Annotated in this window: 15 protein-coding genes and 1 tRNA gene; 13 read left to right on the forward strand and 3 right to left on the reverse strand. The window is 68.5% G+C overall.

All coding sequences use genetic code 11. The features are described from left to right. Positions 1-171: 171 nt before the first annotated feature. Positions 172-2,373 carry a catalase/peroxidase HPI gene (katG, locus tag KK141_RS21910; RefSeq protein WP_214571324.1) on the reverse strand — a complete coding sequence of 734 codons (2,202 nt, stop codon included), beginning with the start codon at positions 2,371-2,373 and terminating at the stop codon, positions 172-174. A 121-nt stretch (positions 2,374-2,494) separates the two neighbouring features. Further along, positions 2,495-3,094 carry a TetR/AcrR family transcriptional regulator gene (locus KK141_RS21915; protein WP_168647085.1) on the reverse strand — a complete coding sequence of 200 codons (600 nt, stop codon included), beginning with the start codon at positions 3,092-3,094 and terminating at the stop codon, positions 2,495-2,497. Positions 3,095-3,232: 138 nt separating this feature from the next. Between KK141_RS21915 and KK141_RS21920 the strand changes: the two genes are divergently transcribed. Then, complete coding sequence (locus KK141_RS21920; RefSeq protein WP_214571323.1) at positions 3,233-3,862, forward strand: glutathione S-transferase family protein; 630 nt, start codon at positions 3,233-3,235, stop codon at positions 3,860-3,862. 19 nt (positions 3,863-3,881) lie between these two features. Here the strand turns inward: KK141_RS21920 and mutS are convergent, their stop codons facing one another. After that, entirely contained in the window at positions 3,882-6,470 is a 2,589-nt protein-coding gene (mutS, locus tag KK141_RS21925; RefSeq protein ID WP_250901942.1) for a DNA mismatch repair protein MutS, read from the reverse strand. Between the two features lie 277 nt (positions 6,471-6,747). Here mutS and KK141_RS21930 point away from each other — a divergent pair, with 277 nt between their 5' ends. The 12 genes from KK141_RS21930 to KK141_RS21985 all read left to right on the forward strand — a co-directional run bounded on the left by KK141_RS21930 (position 6,748) and on the right by KK141_RS21985 (position 18,298). Further along, positions 6,748-7,809: a DUF535 family protein gene (locus tag KK141_RS21930; RefSeq protein ID WP_214571322.1), complete on the forward strand. Its 1,062-nt coding sequence runs from the start codon at positions 6,748-6,750 to the stop codon at positions 7,807-7,809. Continuing rightward, on the forward strand, positions 7,797-8,348 hold the full coding sequence (locus KK141_RS21935) for a sigma-70 family RNA polymerase sigma factor (protein ID WP_345777582.1): 552 nt from the start codon (positions 7,797-7,799) through the stop codon (positions 8,346-8,348). The genes KK141_RS21930 and KK141_RS21935 overlap by 13 nt, the downstream gene beginning before the upstream one ends. Next, positions 8,348-9,328 (forward strand): FecR domain-containing protein, encoded by a 981-nt coding sequence (locus KK141_RS21940; protein ID WP_214571321.1) that lies wholly within the window; start codon positions 8,348-8,350, stop codon positions 9,326-9,328. Before KK141_RS21935 ends, KK141_RS21940 begins: the two co-directional genes overlap by 1 nt. Positions 9,329-9,485: 157 nt before the next feature. Then, the gene (locus KK141_RS21945; protein ID WP_214571320.1) at positions 9,486-11,837 is read left to right on the forward strand and encodes a TonB-dependent receptor; all 2,352 of its coding nucleotides are present in this window, start codon (positions 9,486-9,488) and stop codon (positions 11,835-11,837) included. A gap of 151 nt (positions 11,838-11,988) precedes the next feature. Next, positions 11,989-12,498 carry a CinA family protein gene (locus tag KK141_RS21950; protein WP_214571319.1) on the forward strand — a complete coding sequence of 170 codons (510 nt, stop codon included), beginning with the start codon at positions 11,989-11,991 and terminating at the stop codon, positions 12,496-12,498. Positions 12,499-12,634: 136 nt separating this feature from the next. Continuing rightward, the gene (gene recA, locus KK141_RS21955) at positions 12,635-13,669 is read left to right on the forward strand and encodes a recombinase RecA (protein WP_214571318.1); all 1,035 of its coding nucleotides are present in this window, start codon (positions 12,635-12,637) and stop codon (positions 13,667-13,669) included. Between the two features lie 67 nt (positions 13,670-13,736). Next, complete coding sequence (locus KK141_RS21960) at positions 13,737-14,285, forward strand: TIGR01244 family sulfur transferase (protein ID WP_214571317.1); 549 nt, start codon at positions 13,737-13,739, stop codon at positions 14,283-14,285. 20 nt (positions 14,286-14,305) lie between these two features. Continuing rightward, positions 14,306-14,461: a hypothetical protein gene (locus tag KK141_RS21965; protein WP_214571316.1), complete on the forward strand. Its 156-nt coding sequence runs from the start codon at positions 14,306-14,308 to the stop codon at positions 14,459-14,461. Between the two features lie 15 nt (positions 14,462-14,476). Continuing rightward, positions 14,477-14,986 carry a regulatory protein RecX gene (locus KK141_RS21970; RefSeq protein WP_214571315.1) on the forward strand — a complete coding sequence of 170 codons (510 nt, stop codon included), beginning with the start codon at positions 14,477-14,479 and terminating at the stop codon, positions 14,984-14,986. Between the two features lie 59 nt (positions 14,987-15,045). Next, positions 15,046-17,679 carry an alanine--tRNA ligase gene (alaS, locus tag KK141_RS21975; RefSeq protein ID WP_214571314.1) on the forward strand — a complete coding sequence of 878 codons (2,634 nt, stop codon included), beginning with the start codon at positions 15,046-15,048 and terminating at the stop codon, positions 17,677-17,679. A gap of 257 nt (positions 17,680-17,936) precedes the next feature. Further along, complete coding sequence (gene csrA, locus KK141_RS21980; RefSeq protein WP_167254377.1) at positions 17,937-18,134, forward strand: carbon storage regulator CsrA; 198 nt, start codon at positions 17,937-17,939, stop codon at positions 18,132-18,134. A 71-nt stretch (positions 18,135-18,205) separates the two neighbouring features. Beyond that, positions 18,206-18,298, forward strand: a tRNA-Ser gene (locus KK141_RS21985). The last annotated feature ends 102 nt before the right edge of the window (positions 18,299-18,400 follow it).

The following is an 18,400-nucleotide window of genomic DNA, read 5'->3' on the forward strand; positions in this document are numbered from 1 at the left end:
GTGAGCCGCAGGCGAACCCCAACACCGGGTTCCTGGGACACGCCACATTGTTGGGGTTCGCCTGCGGCTCACCCCAACCTACGCCGGATGTCTGGTCCCGACAAAAAAAGCGCCGCAGCGTAATCACGCTGCGGCGCTTCGTTTTTCCAGACTTTCAGGCTGCGAACAACATCACTTCAGCTCGAACCGATCCAGCTCCATCACCTTGCCCCACGCCGCCACAAAGTCGCGCACGAACTTCGCCTGGGCGTCCGCGCTGCCGTAGACCTCGGCGACCGCGCGCAGGATCGAATTGGAACCGAACACCAGGTCCGAACGCGTGGCGGTCCACTTCAGTTCGCCGCTCTTGCGGTCGCGGCCTTCGAAGGTTTCCTTCGACACCGCCTTCCACTCCGTGCCCATGTCCAGCAGGTTGACGAAGAAGTCGTTGCTCAGCGTGCCGGGGCGCTGGGTGAACACACCGTGGCGGCTGTGGCCGACGTTGGTGTCCAGCACGCGCAGGCCGCCGACCAGCACGGTCATCTCCGGCGCGCTCAGGGTCAGCAGCTGGGCCCTGTCGACCAGCAGCACCTCGGACGGCACGCTGTAGCTCTGCTTGAGGAAGTTGCGGAAGCCGTCGGCCACCGGTTCCAGCACGGAGAAAGACTCGACGTCGGTCTGCTCCTGCGAGGCATCCATGCGGCCCGGCGCGAACGGCACCGTGGCCTCGACGCCGGCCTGCTTCGCCGCCTGTTCGACCGCGGCATTGCCGCCCAGCACGATCAGGTCGGCCAGCGAGACGCGTTTGTCGCCGGACTGCGCCGCGTTGAACTCGTGCTTGATGCGCTCCAGCGCCTTCAGCACCTTGGCCAGCTGTTCCGGCTGATTCGCCGCCCAGTCCTTCTGCGGGGCCAGGCGGATGCGCGCGCCGTTGGCGCCGCCGCGCTTGTCCGAGCCGCGGAAGGTTGAAGCCGAAGCCCAGGCGGTGGAGACCAGCTCGGCGGTCGACAGGCCCGATGCAAGCACCTTTGCCTTCAGCGCGGCGATGTCCTTGGCGTCGATCGGCTGGTGGTCGACGGCGGGGATCGGGTCCTGCCACAGCAGCGCTTCGGCCGGCACTTCCGGGCCGAGGTAGCGGGCGCGCGGGCCCATGTCGCGATGGGTGAGCTTGAACCAGGCGCGGGCGAAAGCGTCGGCGAACTCCTCGGGGTGCTGATGGAATCGGCGCGAGATCTTTTCGTAGGCCGGATCGATACGCAGCGAAAGATCGGTGGTGAGCATGGTCGGGCGATGCTTCTTCGAGGCGTCGTGCGCATCGGGGATCACGTCGCCCGAGTCTTTCGCCACCCACTGGTGCGCGCCTGCCGGGCTCTTGCTCAGTTCCCACTCGTAGCCGAACAGGTTGTCGAAGAAGCCGTTGCCCCACTTCGTCGGAGTGGTGGTCCAGGTCACTTCCAGGCCGCTGGTGATGGCGTGCGAACCCTTGCCGCTGTTGAAGCTGCTGCGCCAGCCCAGGCCCATTTCCTCGATGTTGGCGCCTTCCGGTTCCACGCCCACGTGGTCGGCCGGGCCGGCGCCATGGGTCTTGCCGAAGGTGTGGCCGCCGGCGATCAGGGCGACGGTCTCCTCGTCGTTCATGGCCATGCGGCCGAAGGTCTCGCGGATGTCCTTCGCGGCGGCGAGCGGATCGGGCTTGCCTTCCGGGCCTTCCGGATTGACGTAGATCAGGCCCATCTGCACCGCGGCCAGCGGATTCTCCAGATCGCGTTCGCCGGAGTAGCGCTTGTCGCCGCCCAGCCAGGTGGTCTCGGTGCCCCAGTAGACGTCTTCCTCCGGCTCCCACACGTCCGGACGGCCGCCGGCGAAGCCGAAGGTCTTGAAGCCCATCGATTCCAGCGCGACGTTGCCGGCCAGGATCATCAGGTCGGCCCAGGAGATGTTGCGCCCGTACTTCTGCTTCAGCGGCCACAGCAGTCGGCGCGCCTTGTCCAGGTTGCCGTTGTCCGGCCAGCTGTTGAGCGGCGCGAAACGCTGCTGGCCCGCACCGGCGCCGCCACGGCCGTCGCCGGTGCGGTAGGTGCCGGCGCTATGCCAGGCCATGCGGATGAACAGCGGACCGTAGTGGCCGAAGTCGGCCGGCCACCAGTCCTGCGAATCGGTCATCAGTGCGTGCAGGTCGCGCTTGAGCGCGTCGTAATCGAGTTCGCCGAAGGCCTTGGCGTAGTCGAAATCGCCATCCATCGGATCAGTCACCGGCGAATGCTGGTGAAGAATTTTCAGATTGAGCTGGTTGGGCCACCAATCCTTGTTGGCGGTGCCGCTCTTGCCAGCATGGTGGACGGGGCACTTCGACGCTTCGGAAGTGGGTGTCGTGCTGTGGGGATCTTGGGTCACGAGGAAAGTCCTTCTGGTCGGAGTGGCTGGCGTCGGCTGGCTTGCCGTTCCCAATCTACGCAGATGGGTTCTTTAGGTGAACTAGATTGTTCTGATCTTTCCGATAGTTTCAGACTATGACTTAGGCGGCCTCGGGGCCGATCAGCTTCAAGGCCATCTCGCGCGCCGCCAGCCGCACCTCCTCGACGAAGGCCGGGTCGTCGATGGTGCGCGCCAGCACCATGCCGCCCACGCACAGCGCGGTGATGGCCAGGCCGCGCTTGCGCGCCTCCTCGCCCTCGCAGCCTTCCAGGCCGCCGCTGAGCATGCCGGCCATGTGCTCGACCAGCTTGCAGTAGGCCATGCGCGCCTGCGGCCCGGCGCGCGCCGCATCGGCGGGCAGGGCGACCAGCGGGCAATGGCCTTCGACGTCTTCAAGGTGCGCGGTGGACAGGTAGATGTTCACCATCTGCTGCGCGCAGGCGGTGCCCTTGGCGTCCGGATCGAACTCGATGCCGCTCCAGCGCTGCGACGGGTCGAAGTGCATATAGGCCGCGACCGTCTCGGCATACAGCTCTTCCTTGGCCTTGAAGTGGTTGTAGAAGCCGCCGCGGGTCAGCCCCGCCTGCCGCATGATTTCGTCGATGGACACATCGGAAAAGCCGCGGCGATTGAACAGCTCGCGCGCGGATTCGACGATGCGCTCGCGGGTTTTCTGCTTGTGTTCGGCGGTATAGGGCATGGCGGCGTCATGCAGGGGAAGGGCAGCCGCGCAAGCGTACTCCCGCCGCAGAATATGTTCTTGAACATATGTAGTTCGCCGGCAGACTTCGTGGCCATCCCCCCGGGGCAGGAGCCCCTTACCTATGGAGGCACGACCATGAAGCTGTACTACGCAGAGACCATGAACCCGCGCAAGGTCTGCGCGGTGGCGAAGTACCTGGGATCGCCGGTGGAATTCATCCGAGTGGATCTGAGCAAGGGCGAGCACCGCGCGCCGGCCTTCCTGGAGCAGAACCCGAACGGCAAGGTGCCGCTGCTGGTCGACGGCGAACTGCGCCTGTGGGAAAGCACCGCGATCATGGCGCACCTGGCGGTGAAGGCCGGTTCCGACCTGTGGCCTTCGGATGCGGCCAGCCAGGTGGAAGTGCTGCGCTGGCTGTCCTGGGACATGGTGCATTTCTCGCGCCACGGCAGCTCGCTGTACTTCGAGCACATCATCAAGCCCTGGGCCGGCCTGGGCGAGCCCAATGCCGCCGCGGTGGAAGAGGCGACCGGCTTCTTCAAGCGCTTCGCCGCGGTGCTCGATGCGCATCTGGCGACGCGTGATTACCTCGTAGGCAACCAGCTCAGCATCGCCGACTTCGGCGCCGGCGTGCTGCTGCCGTGGGCGAAGGAAGCGCACCTGCCGGTGGCAGGCTTCGCCAACATCGAACGCTGGCATGAGCGCCTGATGGCCTTGCCGGGCTGGCGCGATCCGTTCCCGGCGCCGGTGCCGGCGGCCGCTTAAGACAGCGCGGCGTACCGTCTCAAAGCAGGGCTTTGAGACGGTACAGAACCTCCAGCGCCTCGCGCGGCGTCAGCGCATCCGGGTCCACTTCGTCCAGCGCACGCTCCGCCGCCGACGGTTCCGCCGGTGCGAACAGGCCCAGCTGCGGCGAGCTGTCCGCTTTCGGCTTCGCCGCCGATGCCTGCTGGTGCATGCCGCGCTCCAGCTCCGCCAGCGTGCGCCGCGCATCGGCGATCACCGACTTCGGCAGGCCGGCCAGCGCGGCCACCTGCAGGCCGAAGCTGCGGTTGGCCGGGCCTTCCTTCACCGCGTGCATGAAGACCAGCTGGTCGCCGTATTCCACCGCGTCCAGATGCACGTTCGCGATGGTCGGATATTCGTTGGCCAGTTCGGTCAGCTCAAAATAATGCGTGGCGAACAGCGTGTACGCGCGGCTGCTCGCCGCCAAGTGCACCGCCGCCGCACGCGCCAGCGCCAGGCCGTCGTAGGTGCTGGTGCCGCGGCCGACTTCGTCCATCAGCACCAGGCTCGACGCCGTGGCGTTGTGCAGGATATTGGCCGTCTCGCTCATCTCCACCATGAAGGTGGACTGGCCGCGCGACAGATCGTCGCCCGCGCCGATGCGGGTAAAGATGCGGTCGACCGGACCGATCGCCGCCGCGCTGGCCGGCACGTAGCTGCCGATATGCGCGAGCAGCACGATCAGTGCGTTCTGGCGCATGTAAGTGGACTTACCGCCCATGTTCGGGCCGGTGATCACCAGCATGCGGCGCGCGTCGTCGAGATTCAGGTCGTTCGGCTCGAACGGTTCGGCGCGCACTTTCTCCACCACCGGATGGCGGCCGCGCTCGATCTGCAGGCCGGGCTCGTCGGTGAGCATGGGCGCGCTCCAGTCCAGCGTGGCGGCGCGTTCGGCCAGGGTGGACAGCACGTCCAGCTCGGCGATCGCGGCGGCGGCGGATTTCAGCGGTTCCAGGCGCTGGGTGAGCGTGTCGAGCAGCGCCTCGTACAGCGCGCGCTCGCGCATCAGCGAGCGCTCCTTGGCCGAGAGCACCTTGTCCTCGAAGGTTTTCAATTCTTCGGTGATGTAGCGCTCGGCGTTCTTGGTAGTCTGGCGGCGCGTGTAGTGCGTGGGCGCTTTTTCCGACTGCGCCTTGCTGATCTCGATGTAGTAGCCGTGCACGCGGTTGTAGCCGACCTTGAGCGTCGCGATGCCGCTGGCGGCTTTCTCGCGTTCTTCCAGTTCGACCAGGTACTGGTCGGCATGCGTGGACAGGCGGCGCAGTTCGTCCAGCTCCGCGTCGTAGCCGTCGGCGATGACGCCGCCGTCGCGCTGCAGCACCGGCGGCTGCGGCACCACGGCGGAGGCGAGCAGGGCGGCGTTGTCGGCGTGGTCGCCGATGCGTTCGACCAGCGCGTGCAGCAGCGGGCTGTCCAGCGCGGCGATTTCCGCGCGCAGCAGCGGCGCGGCGGCGAGACCGTCGCGCAGCGTCGAGAGATCGCGCGGACGCGCCGAGCGCAGCGCCACGCGGGCCAGGATGCGTTCCAGGTCGCCGATGCCGCGCAGGCGTTCGCGCAGGCTTTCGTAACCGCGGCCGTTCATTGACGCGTTGTCGAGCAGCGCGCCGATCGCCTGGTGGCGCCGGCGCAGCGCTTCGCGCGAGCGCAGCGGGCGGTTGAGCCAGCGGCGCAGCAGGCGCGCGCCCATCGGCGTCACGCTTTCGTCCAGCACGCCGAGCAGGGTGTGTTCGGTGCGGCCGCTGGGGTGCGTGTCCAGTTCAAGATTGCGGCGCGTGGCGGCGTCCATCGCGATGGTTTCGCCGGCGCTTTCCACCGACATGCCGGAGACGTGCGGCAGTGCGCTCTTCTGCGTTTCTTCCACGTAGCCGAGCAGGCAGCCGGCCGCGGCGATCGCCAGCGGCAGGTTGTCCACGCCGAAGCCACCGAGGTCGCGCGTGCCGAAGAAGCGGTTCAGTTCGCGCCGCGCGGCATCGCTGTCGAAATGCCACGGCGGGCGCCGGCGCAGGCCAGGCAGGCCGCTGACCAGCTTGGGCCAGGCCACGGCTTCGTCGACCAGGGTCTCGGCCGGCTGCAGCCGCGCCAGCTCCGCGGCGAGGGCTTCGGCGCTGGGCACTTCGCTGAGCAGGAAGCGGCCGCTGCCCAGGTCCACCCAGGCCAGGCCGTAGCTCGCCTGCGGACCGGCAGCGATGGCCAGCAGCAGGTTGTCGCGGCGTTCTTCCAGCAGGGCGGCGTCGGTGACCGTGCCCGGCGTGACGATGCGCACCACCTTGCGCTCGACGATGCCCTTGGCCAGCGCCGGATCGCCGATCTGCTCGCAGATCGCCACCGACTCGCCCAGGCGCACCAGCTTGGCCAGGTAATTCTCCACCGCGTGATACGGCACGCCCGCCATCGGAATCGGCTGGCCGGCCGACTGGCCGCGCTGGGTCAGGGTGATATCGAGCAGCCGCGCAGCCTTGCGCGCGTCGTCGTAGAACAGCTCGTAGAAATCGCCCATGCGAAAGAACAGCAGCACCTCGGGGTGCGCGGCCTTGGCCGTCAGGTACTGGCGCATGAGCGGGGTGTGTTCGAGATGCGTGTCCGTCATCGGTGTCCGTGCAATCCGGTGGCTCTTCCGGCTGGCGCTGGCGAGCAGGCGTGGGCCGCGAAGGGCGCGGCGGCCGGGGAAGATGGAGCGAAAGCGCCGAAGCATACGGCCTGGGGCAGCTTCGATCCATGCCGCTGCCGGGCGCCTTGCCGCAAGCCCGCCGTAAGCCCCTGACGCGGCAGCTATCCGCCGCATGCACGGCCCGATCCCCGGGCATTTCAAAAACGCCGCGCGAGTTCGTCCTCCGGGGGTCTTTGGTCACTCGCGAGCTTTCCGCTTGAACATCCGTCTCACCGTCTCCGATGGCGGCGCCTTGAAGCTGGCGCCGGGCTTGCGCCGCTCTGCGCCCGCCGTGCCGGCACGCGGCTGGCTGGCCTCGCTGCGGCAGCGCCAGGATTGGCCGCGGGCACCGCGCGCCCGCCTGCGCGAAGCGGCCAAGTACCTGGTGCGCGCGCTGTGCCTGCCGCTGCTGCATACCGGCTATCTGCGCTTCCTGCAGGGCGATGCGCGCATGCATGCCTGCTGCCGCCGCGATCCGCGCCTGTTCGAGCGCCATCTGCACCGCTTCGTCAACGACCAGTGGCGCCGCCGCGAACGCCTGCGCGCGCTGCTCTCGCACTACCGCTTCATGCTGGCGCGGCTGCCGGGGCCGCTGTTCGATGCCATCTATGTCGAAGGCGGCGTGCCGATCGGCCTGCTGGCGCTGAAGGACGGCAGCGAGCTGCTGCTGAGCCTGCGCCCCTCGATCGACAAGGGCTGCGAAGGCGAGCTCGGCATCCACCTGGAGGAAATCGGCGGGCGCACGCTCTATCGCGTGGTGTGCACGGTGATCGACGACGGCCGCACACTCGCCATCGGCTGCCTGCAGGGGCCGGGCGGCGACGATGCGCGCGAGCTGGTGCGCGACCTGACCAAGCAGATGCACGGCCTGCGCCCGAAGCAGCTGATGCTGAGCCTGGCCTGCGCGTTCGCGCGCCACGCCGGTATCTCCCGCGTGGTCGGCATCGCCAATCGCGCCCACCCGCTGAACCGCCGCCGCGCCGGGCAGTTCCAGGCGGATTACGATGCGTTCTGGACGGAACAGCATGGCGTGGCCGAGGACGGCTGGTTCGCGTTGCCGGTGGAGCCGCCGCGCAAGAGCGAGGCCGACGTACCCAGCCACCACCGTGCCGCGTTCCGGCGCCGCGAGGCGGTGCGCATGGCCGCGGAAGGTGTGCTGACCGCCGCGCTCGGGCGCGCGGCGCCGCAGGCCGAAGCTGTTGCCGCACCCGCACCCGCGCCGCGCGCCGCCGCACCGTTCATGCCCTTTTTGCCGCAGGAGCCCGCGTGGATACCGTGAGCCCCCCCACCGACCAGCCCGGCACCCGCACGGCGGCGCACGTCGCGCGCCTGGAGGAGCTGTGCCGCACGCATCACCGCGCGCTGCTGGCCTTCCTGCAGTGCCGGCTGCAGTCGATTTCCGATGCGCAGGAAGTGGCGCAGGAAGCCTATGTGCGCATGCTGACGCTGGAGCGTCCCGAAGGCGTCGACGACCTGCGCGCCTATCTGTTCCGCACCGCCTCCAACCTGGCCATGGATCGCCTGCGCCAGCGCGGCATCCACGCCCGGGCGGTGGACGAAGTGGCGATCCGCGAACCGCAGACCGCGCCCGCGCCGGAGCGCCGGGCGATGGCGGTGGAACGGCTGCACGGCCTGCGCCAGGCCCTGGGCGAACTGCCGCCTAAAACACGCGAGGCCTTCATGGCACACATGATCGAAGGCCTGGATTTCCGTGCGGTGGCCAATGCCATGCGCTTGAGCGAGCGCATGGTGCGCTATCACGTTACGCGGGCCCTGGCGCATTGCCGGGCCCGGGTCGACCAGCTGGAGGAAGGCTGATGTCCGGGATCACGACGATCGAAGAAGCGCGCCTGCGCGCCGCCGCCGACTGGTGGCTGCGCCTGCGCGAGCCGGAAGTGTCCGAGGCGACTTTGTCGCAATGGATCGCATGGTCCGCACGCGAGGAAAACCTGGCCGCGTTCGAGCGCCTGGGCGCGCTCGCCGACGATGTGGTGCACCTGGACGACGCCTCGCGCGACGTGCTGCGGCGCAGCCTGCCGCAGCCGCGCGCGAAGAAAAGCGCGCGTCCCTGGCTGCCGATGGCGCTGGCCGCGGGTTTCGTGGCGGCGGCCGCGGGCGGCTATCTGGCCTGGACCTTCCTCACCGCCACGGTGGCGCGCGACTACGCCAGCCAGGTGGCGCAGCGCCAGGACGTGCTGCTGCCGGACGGCACCAAGGTGGCGCTGGGCGGCGCATCGCGCATCGCCGCGCGCTTCGACAGCAGCCTGCGCCGGGTGGAGCTGAGCGAAGGCGAGGCCTTCTTCCAGATCGCCCCGGACGACATGCCGTTCGAAGTGCGCGTGGGCGAAGTGCGCATCCGCGACGTGGGCACCTCGTTCGATGTGCGGCGCGGCGGCGACCGGGTGATGATCGAGGTGGCCGAGGGCCGCGTGATGGTCAACGCGCCCGGTGCGGTGAGCGTGCAGGAAGCCACGGCGGGGCAGCGCATCGTCTACGTGCCGGGCCAGGGCCTGCAGGTGGCGCAGTCCGATCCGGCGCGCACCGCGTCCTGGCGCGAACACCGGCTGGAATTCGACAACGAGCCGCTGGACGTGGTGGTGGCCAGCCTCAATCGCTACAGCAAGCGGCCGGTGCGCATCGCCGATCCGAAGCTGGCCGCGCTGGCCTTCACCGGCACCATCCGCACCGACGCCATCGACCGCTGGCTGGAAGCCCTGCCGCAGGTGCTGCCGCTGCGGGTCGAGATGCGGGCGGACGAAGTGGTGCTGAGCGACCGGGGTCCGATCGCGCGTCAGTGAGGCGAAGATTTGGGCGGCGTCTGGCTGAATCGACGCCGCTGTTTTGTCTAAGAACAATTCCTAATGAATTGTCGACCATGTCACACTCGCGGTTTTCGTCGGGGAAGCGGCGGGGGACATGCGGCGTTTCGGTTGGCTGTTCGTTTGCGGCTGCATCATGGCGTCGCCATGGACGCCTGCCGCCGCCGGCGATGACAGCGCTGTCCCCGCCACCCTGCCTTTCGCCATCGCGGCCCAGCCGCTGGCGCCGGCGCTGATCGCCTACGGCGGGCAGGCCAATGTGCAGGTGCTGGTCTCCGGCGATCTGGCGGCCTCGTTGCGCTCCTCGCCGGTGCAGGGCCCGTTCGCCCGCGAGGCGGCACTGACGGAGCTGCTGCGCGGCACCGCGCTCACGTATCGCTTCATCGGCAGCAATACGGTGGTGATCAAGCCGGCGTCCGCGCCTGCGCCGGGCCATGCCGAGCCGCCGCCGGTGCCGGTCACCAACCTGGCGCCGGTGCAGTCGATCGGACTGTTCGCCAACGGCTATCGCGCCGACTACGCCAGCGGCTCCGCGCGCCTGGAAGCCGATCCGGCCGATCTGCCGCAGTCGGTGGGCGTGGTCACGCGCGACCTGATGGATGCACGGCAGGACCGCACCGTGCCCGACGCCCTGCGCACCCTGGCCGGCGTGCAATACCTGGATACCGAAGTCGGCCTGCCGCAGTTCCGCATCCGCGGTTTCCGCACCGGCAACGGCCTGACCGACGGCATGCCCAATGCCGTGGTAGGCGTCGGCGACCTGCCGCCGCTGGTGGCGGTGGACCGCATCGAGGTGCCGCGCGGGCCGCAGTCGATCCTGGGCGACGTCTCCAGCAACAACAATTTCGGCGGCCTCATCGGCCTGGTGATGAAGAAGCCGCAGGCCGCGCCGGTGCACCGGCTGACCTGGGCGCTGGGCAGCCACGGCGACACGCAGCTGGACGGCGACTTCGCCGGCAAGCTCGATCGCGACGGCCGCTGGCTGTACCGCCTGGTGTTCTCGGCCGACCGCACCGACCGCACGCCGCAGGGCTATGCGGGCCGGCGCACCAACTTCGTGTCGCCCTCGCTGGGCTGGGACGGCAGCGATACGCAGTGGATTGTCGGCCTGTCGCGCATGGTCAACCGCTTTCCGGTGCCGGACCACGTCGCCTGGACGGACGACAGCGCCGCTTCCGCCACGCCGCGCGGCCTGCTGCTGGGCAATGCGCAGGACCACGCGCTGTTCCGCACCACCCGCTACTACTACCTGTTCGAGCACGCCTTCGACGACGTCTGGTCGCTGCGCAGCCGTGCGCAGTACGTGGACGAAGTGGGCACGATGCAGGCCTGGTGGATCTATTTCCAGGACAACGGCAACGCCTTCGCGCTGGCCGACAAATACCGCTACAAGGACGCGTTCTACACGCTGCAGAACGAGCTGGTCGCGGCCTTCGACGTCGGCGCCACGCGCCACAAGGTGATGCTCGGCTTCGACTACTCGCGCGCCCGCGTCGGCCGCTTCGAGGACGTGCAGGCCACCCTCGGCGACGGCAGCGTCGACATCCTGGGCGGGGCGAAGCTGCCGCCGGTCGATTCGCTGACCTCGGACCAGGATCTGCATGCGTTCGGCATGAACAAGTTCGCCTTCTCCGGCGATCCGTGGGTGACCGACAGCGGCCTGTTCCTGCAGGACCACATGCAGCTGGGCGAACGCTGGAACGCGCTGGTGGCGATCCGCCGCTCGGCCTATGTGCTGTCGACCCAGCACCGCGACGGCTCGCCGTGGGTGCGGCGCAAAGTGCAGTGGGTGCCGAATCTCGGCCTGGTCTACAAGGCGGCGCCCGGCGTGGCGCTGTACGCCAGCCTGTCGCACGGCTTCCAGCCCGACACCGTGCTGGGCCGCAACGGCAAGCCGCTGCTGCCGGTGCTGTCGCGCCAGCTGGAGGCCGGCGCCAAGTTCGACCTGGCGCAGGACCGGGCGCGCCTGACCGTGGCCTGGTACCGCATCGCGCTGGACCGCAGCACCGACCTGATCTCGCCCAAGCCGCCGTACTTCGGCTACCGAGGGCCGGGGCAGACCAACCAGGGTGTCGAGGCGGAGATCAACGGCCGGCTGGCGCCGGGCCTGGATGTGAGCGCCAGTTACACCTATGCGCGGGTGGAGCGGCACGACGGCTCGCCGGCGTCGGGCGCACCGCGGCATCGGGTGGATGCATGGGCCAGCTACAGCTTCGATCCGGCGGCGCGCGCCAGCTGGGGCGTCGGCGCCGGCGTGCATGCGCGCAGCCACACCGACGGCCTGCTGACCGATGGCCAGACGGTGTTCCGCAACCCGGGGCAATACAGCCTGGACGCGAACATCTTCTATCGCGCGCCGCGCTGGAGCGTGACCCTGGGCGTGCGCAACCTGCTCGGGCGGGAGCTGCGCGCGGAAGATTTCGACGACAGCTTCGTACCGCTGGTTGAGCGGCGCAGCGTGCTGCTGAGCGGCAGCTACGATTTCTAGCAGCGGCCCGCCCTGGTCAAGTCGCGCCCTCGTCAAGTCGCGCTTTCGTCAAGTCGCGCTTTCGTCAAGTCTTGGCCCACGCGCCCATAAGGGGTAGAACAGCCCGCTGCGCATCGTCGATCCGATGCGGCCGTTTCCCCACGGAGTTTTCATGTCACTGCCGTCCGTCCCCACCGACGCCGACCTCGCCGCGCTCGCCCGCGACGTGGCAGAGGCCGCGCTGGCCGCCAAGCTCATGCTGGTTACCGCCGAGTCCTGCACCGGCGGCTGGATCGCCAAGGCGCTGACCGACCTGCCGGGCAGCTCGGCCTGGTTCGACGCCGGCGTGGTCACCTACAGCTACGAGGCGAAGGAAGCGCTGCTCGGCGTCAATCCGCGCACGCTCGAACGCACCGGCGCGGTCAGCGAGGAAACCGTGCTGGAGATGGTCTCCGGCGCGCTGGCGCGCTTCGGCGCCGGCATGGCGGTGGCGGTCACCGGCATCGCCGGCCCCAGCGGCGGCACCGCCGACAAGCCGGTAGGCACGGTGTGGATCGGCTGGAAGCGCCGCGGCGGCTACGCGCACGGCCGCTTGTTCCAGTTCGACGGCGACCGCGAGGCGATCCGCCGCCAGACCGTGGCCGCCGCCCTCGCCGGCGTGCGCAAGGCGCTGACCGACTGACCAGGGTTCGCCTACACGGGCAGGCTTGACCGGTATGGGATACTGCCTGTCTGCGTGATCGCAGCCCCTGAGACACGGCCGGCGCATCATGCTCCCCACTTAACCGCCACTCCTCACGCATTCGGGATACAAGACGATGGATGACAACAAGCGCAAGGCGCTCGCTTCCGCCCTCGGCCAGATCGAGAAGCAGTTCGGCAAGGGCGCAGTCATGCGCATGGGCGACCGCACCGACGACGTCATCGACACCGTGTCCACCGGCTCGCTGGGCCTGGATATCGCGCTGGGCGTCGGCGGCCTGCCGCGCGGCCGCGTGGTCGAGATCTACGGTCCGGAATCCTCCGGCAAGACCACGCTCACCCTGCAGGTGATCGCCAACTGCCAGAAGAACGGCGGCACCGCCGCCTTCGTCGACGCCGAGCACGCGCTCGATCCCACCTACGCCGCCAAGCTGGGCGTCAACGTGGACGACCTGCTGGTCTCGCAGCCCGACACCGGCGAGCAGGCGCTGGAAATCGCCGACATGCTGGTGCGCTCCGGCGCGGTGGACGTGGTGGTGGTCGACTCGGTCGCCGCGCTCACGCCCAAGGCCGAAATCGAAGGCGAGATGGGCGACTCCCACGTCGGCCTGCACGCCCGCCTGATGAGCCAGGCGCTGCGCAAGCTCACCGCCAACATCAAGAAGTCCAACTGCCTGGTGATCTTCATCAACCAGATCCGCATGAAGATCGGCGTGATGTTCGGCAACCCCGAGACCACCACCGGCGGCAACGCGCTGAAGTTCTACGCCTCGGTGCGCCTGGACATCCGCCGCATCGGCGCGGTGAAGAAGGGCGAGGAAGTGATCGGCTCGGAAACCCGCGTCAAGGTGGTCAAGAACAAGGTCGCGCCGCCGTTCCGCCAGGCCGAGTTCGAGATCCTCTACGGCGAGGGCAGCTCGCGCGAAGGCGAGATCATCGAGCTGGGCGTGGCGCAGAGCCTGATCGAGAAGTCCGGCGCCTGGTACAGCTACAAGGGCGACCGCATCGGCCAGGGCAAGGAGAACGTGCGCCAGTTCCTGCGCGACAACCCGAACATCGCCAACGAAGTGGACCGCGAACTGCGCGCCCGCCTGCTGGTGAGCAGCGGCGGCAAGACCACGGCGTCCGAAGAAGCGCTCGAAGAAGCCTGACCGACGCCAGCGCGGCCCGGCCATACTGGTCGGGCTGCGCCGATCCCGGCGATAGAGGGCAGGGAAGATGCCTAAGTTGCGTTGGACTTTTCTTGTCGCCGTGGTCTTGGGCGCCGCGGCGGAGTTGGTGACGGCTGCGTTCGATCGGCACAGCCTGCCGTCGAGTGTTCATGCCAGGCGGCTGACACCGGACGTGTGGATTTCCGAGCAGATCGGTCCGGAAGAGCTGGTCACGCTCAAATTGAAAGGGTTCCGGGCCGTGGTGGATCTGCGCCCGGACAACGAAGTCGCCGGACAGCCCTCAGCCAGCGTCATGAGCGAGGCGGCGCAGCAGCAAGGCCTTCGCTTCGACTACATCCCAGTCGCCCACGGCGACGTGCCGTCCGGTGCGGTCGAGACCCTGGGCCGCGCCCTGGCGCGCGATCAGGCACCCATCCTGCTGTATTGCCGCAGCGGCCGGCGTGCCGCGCGCACCTGGGCTTTGTCCGAGGCTTCGCGCCCCGGCGGCCTGGACGCCCCGGCGATCTTGAACGCCGTCCAGCAGGCCGGGCAGGACGCCGGCGACCTGGCGGACCAGATCACGGACCGGATCGCCGCCCGGCCCACCAAGCCTTGAGCCCACCGGAGACATCCCGCATGGCCACCGTGCAAGAGCCGAACCTGCCCGCTCCCCGCAGCCTGACGGCGCGGCTGGTGGCGCAAGCCGTGGTCGCCGCCGTCGGCCTGGCCATCGGCGCTTTCGCCGGCCTGGTCGGGGCACTCTGGTTCGGCCTGATCGACTTCGTCTGCTGAGACGAACAGTCACGCATGCCCAAAGACCGCTCCAGCGACAAGAAACCCTCCGAGAAAAAGGACAAGGCCACGGCCTACGCCAAGGGCCTGGGCATGCTCGCGCGCCGCGAGCACTCCCGCCGCGAGCTGGGCCGCAAGCTGCGCCAGGGCGGCTATGAGGCCGGCGAGGCCAGCGAGGCGCTGGACCGCCTGGGCGCCCAGCACTACCAGGACGACGAACGCTTCGGCGAGATGCTGGTGCGCAGCCGTGCCGCCCAGGGCTACGGCCCCGCGCGCCTGCGTGCGGAGCTCAAGAGCCACGGCCTGTCCGACGCACGCATCCGCGCGTTGCTGGACGCCGCGGAAGTGGACTGGGCCGAGTCGGCAGCCGCGCAGCTGCGCCGCCGCTATGGCGGCAAACCCGCGTCGGACCCGGCCGAAAAGCAGCGCCGGGCGCAGTTTCTCTTGCGTCGGGGCTTTGCCGCCGCCACAGTAAGAGGTCTTACCCACGCCGAAGTGGACGAGTTGGCCGACGAAAGCGACTGATCGCCCGGCTGCGTCGCGGCGTGGCCTCCACGGCGCCCCACACCGACGATCCGCACGCAATGAAGACGGCCGACATCCGCTCCACCTTCCTCGAATTCTTCCGTTCCAAGGGCCACACCATCGTGCCGTCCAGCTCGCTGGTGCCGGCCAGCGACCCGACCCTGCTGTTCACCAACTCGGGCATGGTGCCGTTCAAGAACGTGTTCCTGGGCAGCGAAAAGCTGCCGTACAAGCGCGCGGCCGACGTGCAGCGCTGTCTGCGCGCCGGCGGCAAGCACAACGACCTGGACGCCGTGGGCTATACCGCGCGCCATCACACTTTCTTCGAGATGCTGGGCAACTGGTCGTTCGGCGACTACTTCAAGCGCGACGCCATCCAGTACGCCTGGGAGCTGCTGACCGGCGTGTTCAAGCTGCCGGCGGACAAGCTGTGGGTCACCGTCTACCACACCGACGACGAGGCCTACGACATCTGGCACAAGGAGCTGGGCGTGCCGGCGGAGCGCATCGTGCGCATCGGCGACAACAAGGGTGCGCCGTTCGCTTCCGACAATTTCTGGCAGATGGCCGACACCGGCCCCTGCGGTCCCTGCACCGAGATCTTCTACGACCACGGCCCGGACATCGCCGGCGGCCCGCCCGGTTCGCCGGACGAGGACGGCGACCGCTACATCGAGATCTGGAACCTGGTGTTCATGCAGTTCGACCGCGCGCCCGACGGCACGCTGTCGCCGCTGCCGGCGCCGTGCGTGGATACCGGCATGGGCCTGGAGCGCGTGGCGGCGGTGCTGCAGCACGTGCATTCCAATTACGAGATCGACCTGTTCGCGCACCTGATCAAGGTGGCCGGCGAACTCACCGCCACGGCGGACCTCGCGAACAAGTCGCTGCGCGTGATCGCCGACCACATCCGCGCGTGTTCCTTCCTGATCGTCGATGGCGTGCTGCCCTCGAACGAAGGCCGCGGCTACGTGCTCCGCCGCATCATCCGCCGCGCGCTGCGGCACGGCTGGATGCTGGGCGTGCGCGGCGATTTCTTCTGGAAGATGGTCAAGCCGCTGGTCGAGGAGATGGGCGCGGCCTATCCGGACCTCGCCGCGAAGCAGGCCTTCGTGGAAGAAGCGCTGCGCACCGAGGAGCAGCGCTTCGGCGAAACGCTGGAACACGGCATGCGCCTGTTCGACGAGGTGGCGGGCAAGTCCGGCAGCAGCATTCCCGGCGCCGATGCGTTCCGCCTGTACGACACCTACGGCTTCCCGGTCGACCTCACCGCCGACATCGCGCGCGAGCGCGGCATGTCGGTGGACATGGAAGGCTTCGACCGCGCGATGGAGGAGCAGAAGGAGCGCGGCCGCAAGGGCGGCAGCTTCAAGGCCAAGGGCAATATGCCGGCGGAACTGGCCAGCCAGCTCAAGCCCACCGAATTCCTGGGCTACGACGCCATCTCGGCGCAGGGCTGCCAGGTGGTGGGCATCGTGCGCGACGGCATCCAGCTGCAGCAGCTGGCGCAGGGCGAGGAAGCCCTGGTGATCCTGGAGCGCACGCCGTTCTATGCCGAATCCGGCGGCCAGGTCGGCGACACCGGCAGCCTCGCCAATAGCGCCGGCCGCTTCGACGTGGCCGACACGCTCAAGATGGGCGGCGTGTTCTTCGGCCATGCCGGCCAGTGGCAGGGCGCGCAGCCGCTGCGCGTGGGCGATGCGGTGGACGCGCTGGTCGACGGCGCGCGCCGCCAGGCGATCGTGCTCAACCACTCCGCCACCCACCTGCTGCACGCCGCGCTGCGCGAAGTGCTGGGCGAACACGTCACGCAGAAGGGCTCGCTGGTGGCGCCGGAGCGCCTGCGCTTCGACTTCGCGCACTTCAAGCCGATGTCGCGCGAGGAACTGGCGCGCGTCGAAGACCTGGTCAACGCCGAGGTGCGCCGCAACGCGCAGGCCGAAGTGCATCACATGGGTTACAACCAGGCGATCGAGTTCGGCGCGATGGCGCTGTTCGGCGAGAAGTACGGCGACGAAGTGCGCGTGCTGCGCATGGGCGACTTCTCCACCGAACTGTGCGGCGGCACCCACGTGGGCCGCACCGGGGACATCGGCCTGTTCAAGATCGTCAGCGAGGCCGGCGTGGCTTCCGGCGTGCGCCGCATCGAAGCGGTGACCGGCGCCGGTGCGCTCGCCTACGTCACCGACGAAGAGCGTCGCCTTGGGGAACTGTCCCAATTGTTGTCGACCAGCGGCGAGGAAGTGGTCGACAAACTGCGCCAGCTGCTGGACAAGCAGAAGAAGCTCGAACGCGAACTCGAATCCATGCGCGCCAAGGCCGCCGGCTCGGCCACCGCCGACCTGGCCGGCGCCGCGCAGGACGTCGACGGCATCAAGGTCGTCGCCGCCCGCCTGGAAGGCCTCGACGCGAAGGCGCTGCGCGACAGCATGGACCAGCTCAAGCAACAGCTCGCCGACTGCGTGGTGCTGCTCGCCGGCGCCGCCGACGGACGCGTGTCGCTGGTGGCTGGCGTCAACGGCAAGGCGCTCGGCCGCATCAAGGCCGGCGACGTCGTCGCGCACGTGGCGAGCCAGATCGACGGCAAGGGTGGCGGCCGCGCCGACATGGCCCAGGGCGGCGGTTCCGACACCGCTGCGCTGCCTGCCTTGCTGGCTGCTTTGCCGGCGTGGATTGGCAGCCGTCTGAATTGATAAAACCTAGGTGAATAGACCACATGCCATAGGCCGAGCGCATTGCGCAGCCCGCGCGCGCTCGGCTAGTATCGGTCGAATGTCGGCTACGCGCGTTGTGGCGTAGCCAGCCGGTGGCCGCTCTCGAGCGAACGCCGTTGTGCCGGGGAAGGCGGTAGGGCCTTCGATGGTTCGTCGAAACTCGGATGGTGTAGCTCAGGGGTGAGGTTTCACCATCCGCTGGCCTGTGACCACATAGCTTTCATGGAGTGGCAAACATGTTGATTCTGACCCGCAGGGTCGGCGAAACCCTGATGATCGGCGACGAGGTGACCGTCACCGTCCTGGGCGTGAAGGGCAATCAGGTGCGTATCGGCATCAACGCGCCCAAGAACGTAGCCGTGCATCGCGAAGAGATCTATCAGCGGATCCAGAACGAGCACAAACCCGAAGACGGCGGCTCCGACAGCCACTGATCGTCTGAAGGCTTTACGAAAGACCCATCGGCCGGTATCCTTGCCGGCTCCGCAGAAATGCGGACAAAAATGGAGAGATGCCCGAGAGGCCGAAGGGGCTCCCCTGCTAAGGGAGTATAGGGTCAAAAGCCTTATCGAGGGTTCGAATCCCTCTCTCTCCGCCAGATACGCAAAACGCCCCTTTCGGGGCGTTTTGCGTATCTGGCGGAGAGAGAGGGTAAGAGAACCGGGGGGAGGGGGGGACCCCGCCCGCGGGGGGCTAAAAA

It is taken from the genome of Dyella sp. LX-66 (genome assembly GCF_018599165.1).
GTDB classification, from domain to species: domain Bacteria; phylum Pseudomonadota; class Gammaproteobacteria; order Xanthomonadales; family Rhodanobacteraceae; genus Dyella_D; species Dyella_D marensis.

What these genes read in the sequence shown, in the direction of transcription:
- KK141_RS21915 (WP_168647085.1), bottom strand. Translation starts at nt 3,094, where the DNA reads ATGCCCTATACCGCCGAACACAAGCAGAAAACCCGCGAGCGCATCGTC.
- KK141_RS21920 (WP_214571323.1), top strand. Translation starts at nt 3,233, where the DNA reads ATGAAGCTGTACTACGCAGAGACCATGAACCCGCGCAAGGTCTGCGCG.
- mutS (WP_250901942.1), bottom strand. Translation starts at nt 6,470, where the DNA reads ATGACGGACACGCATCTCGAACACACCCCGCTCATGCGCCAGTACCTG.
- KK141_RS21940 (WP_214571321.1), top strand. Translation starts at nt 8,348, where the DNA reads ATGTCCGGGATCACGACGATCGAAGAAGCGCGCCTGCGCGCCGCCGCC.
- KK141_RS21945 (WP_214571320.1), top strand. Translation starts at nt 9,486, where the DNA reads ATGGCGTCGCCATGGACGCCTGCCGCCGCCGGCGATGACAGCGCTGTC.
- KK141_RS21950 (WP_214571319.1), top strand. Translation starts at nt 11,989, where the DNA reads ATGTCACTGCCGTCCGTCCCCACCGACGCCGACCTCGCCGCGCTCGCC.
- recA (WP_214571318.1), top strand. Translation starts at nt 12,635, where the DNA reads ATGGATGACAACAAGCGCAAGGCGCTCGCTTCCGCCCTCGGCCAGATC.
- KK141_RS21960 (WP_214571317.1), top strand. Translation starts at nt 13,737, where the DNA reads ATGCCTAAGTTGCGTTGGACTTTTCTTGTCGCCGTGGTCTTGGGCGCC.
- KK141_RS21965 (WP_214571316.1), top strand. Translation starts at nt 14,306, where the DNA reads ATGGCCACCGTGCAAGAGCCGAACCTGCCCGCTCCCCGCAGCCTGACG.
- KK141_RS21970 (WP_214571315.1), top strand. Translation starts at nt 14,477, where the DNA reads ATGCCCAAAGACCGCTCCAGCGACAAGAAACCCTCCGAGAAAAAGGAC.
- alaS (WP_214571314.1), top strand. Translation starts at nt 15,046, where the DNA reads ATGAAGACGGCCGACATCCGCTCCACCTTCCTCGAATTCTTCCGTTCC.
- csrA (WP_167254377.1), top strand. Translation starts at nt 17,937, where the DNA reads ATGTTGATTCTGACCCGCAGGGTCGGCGAAACCCTGATGATCGGCGAC.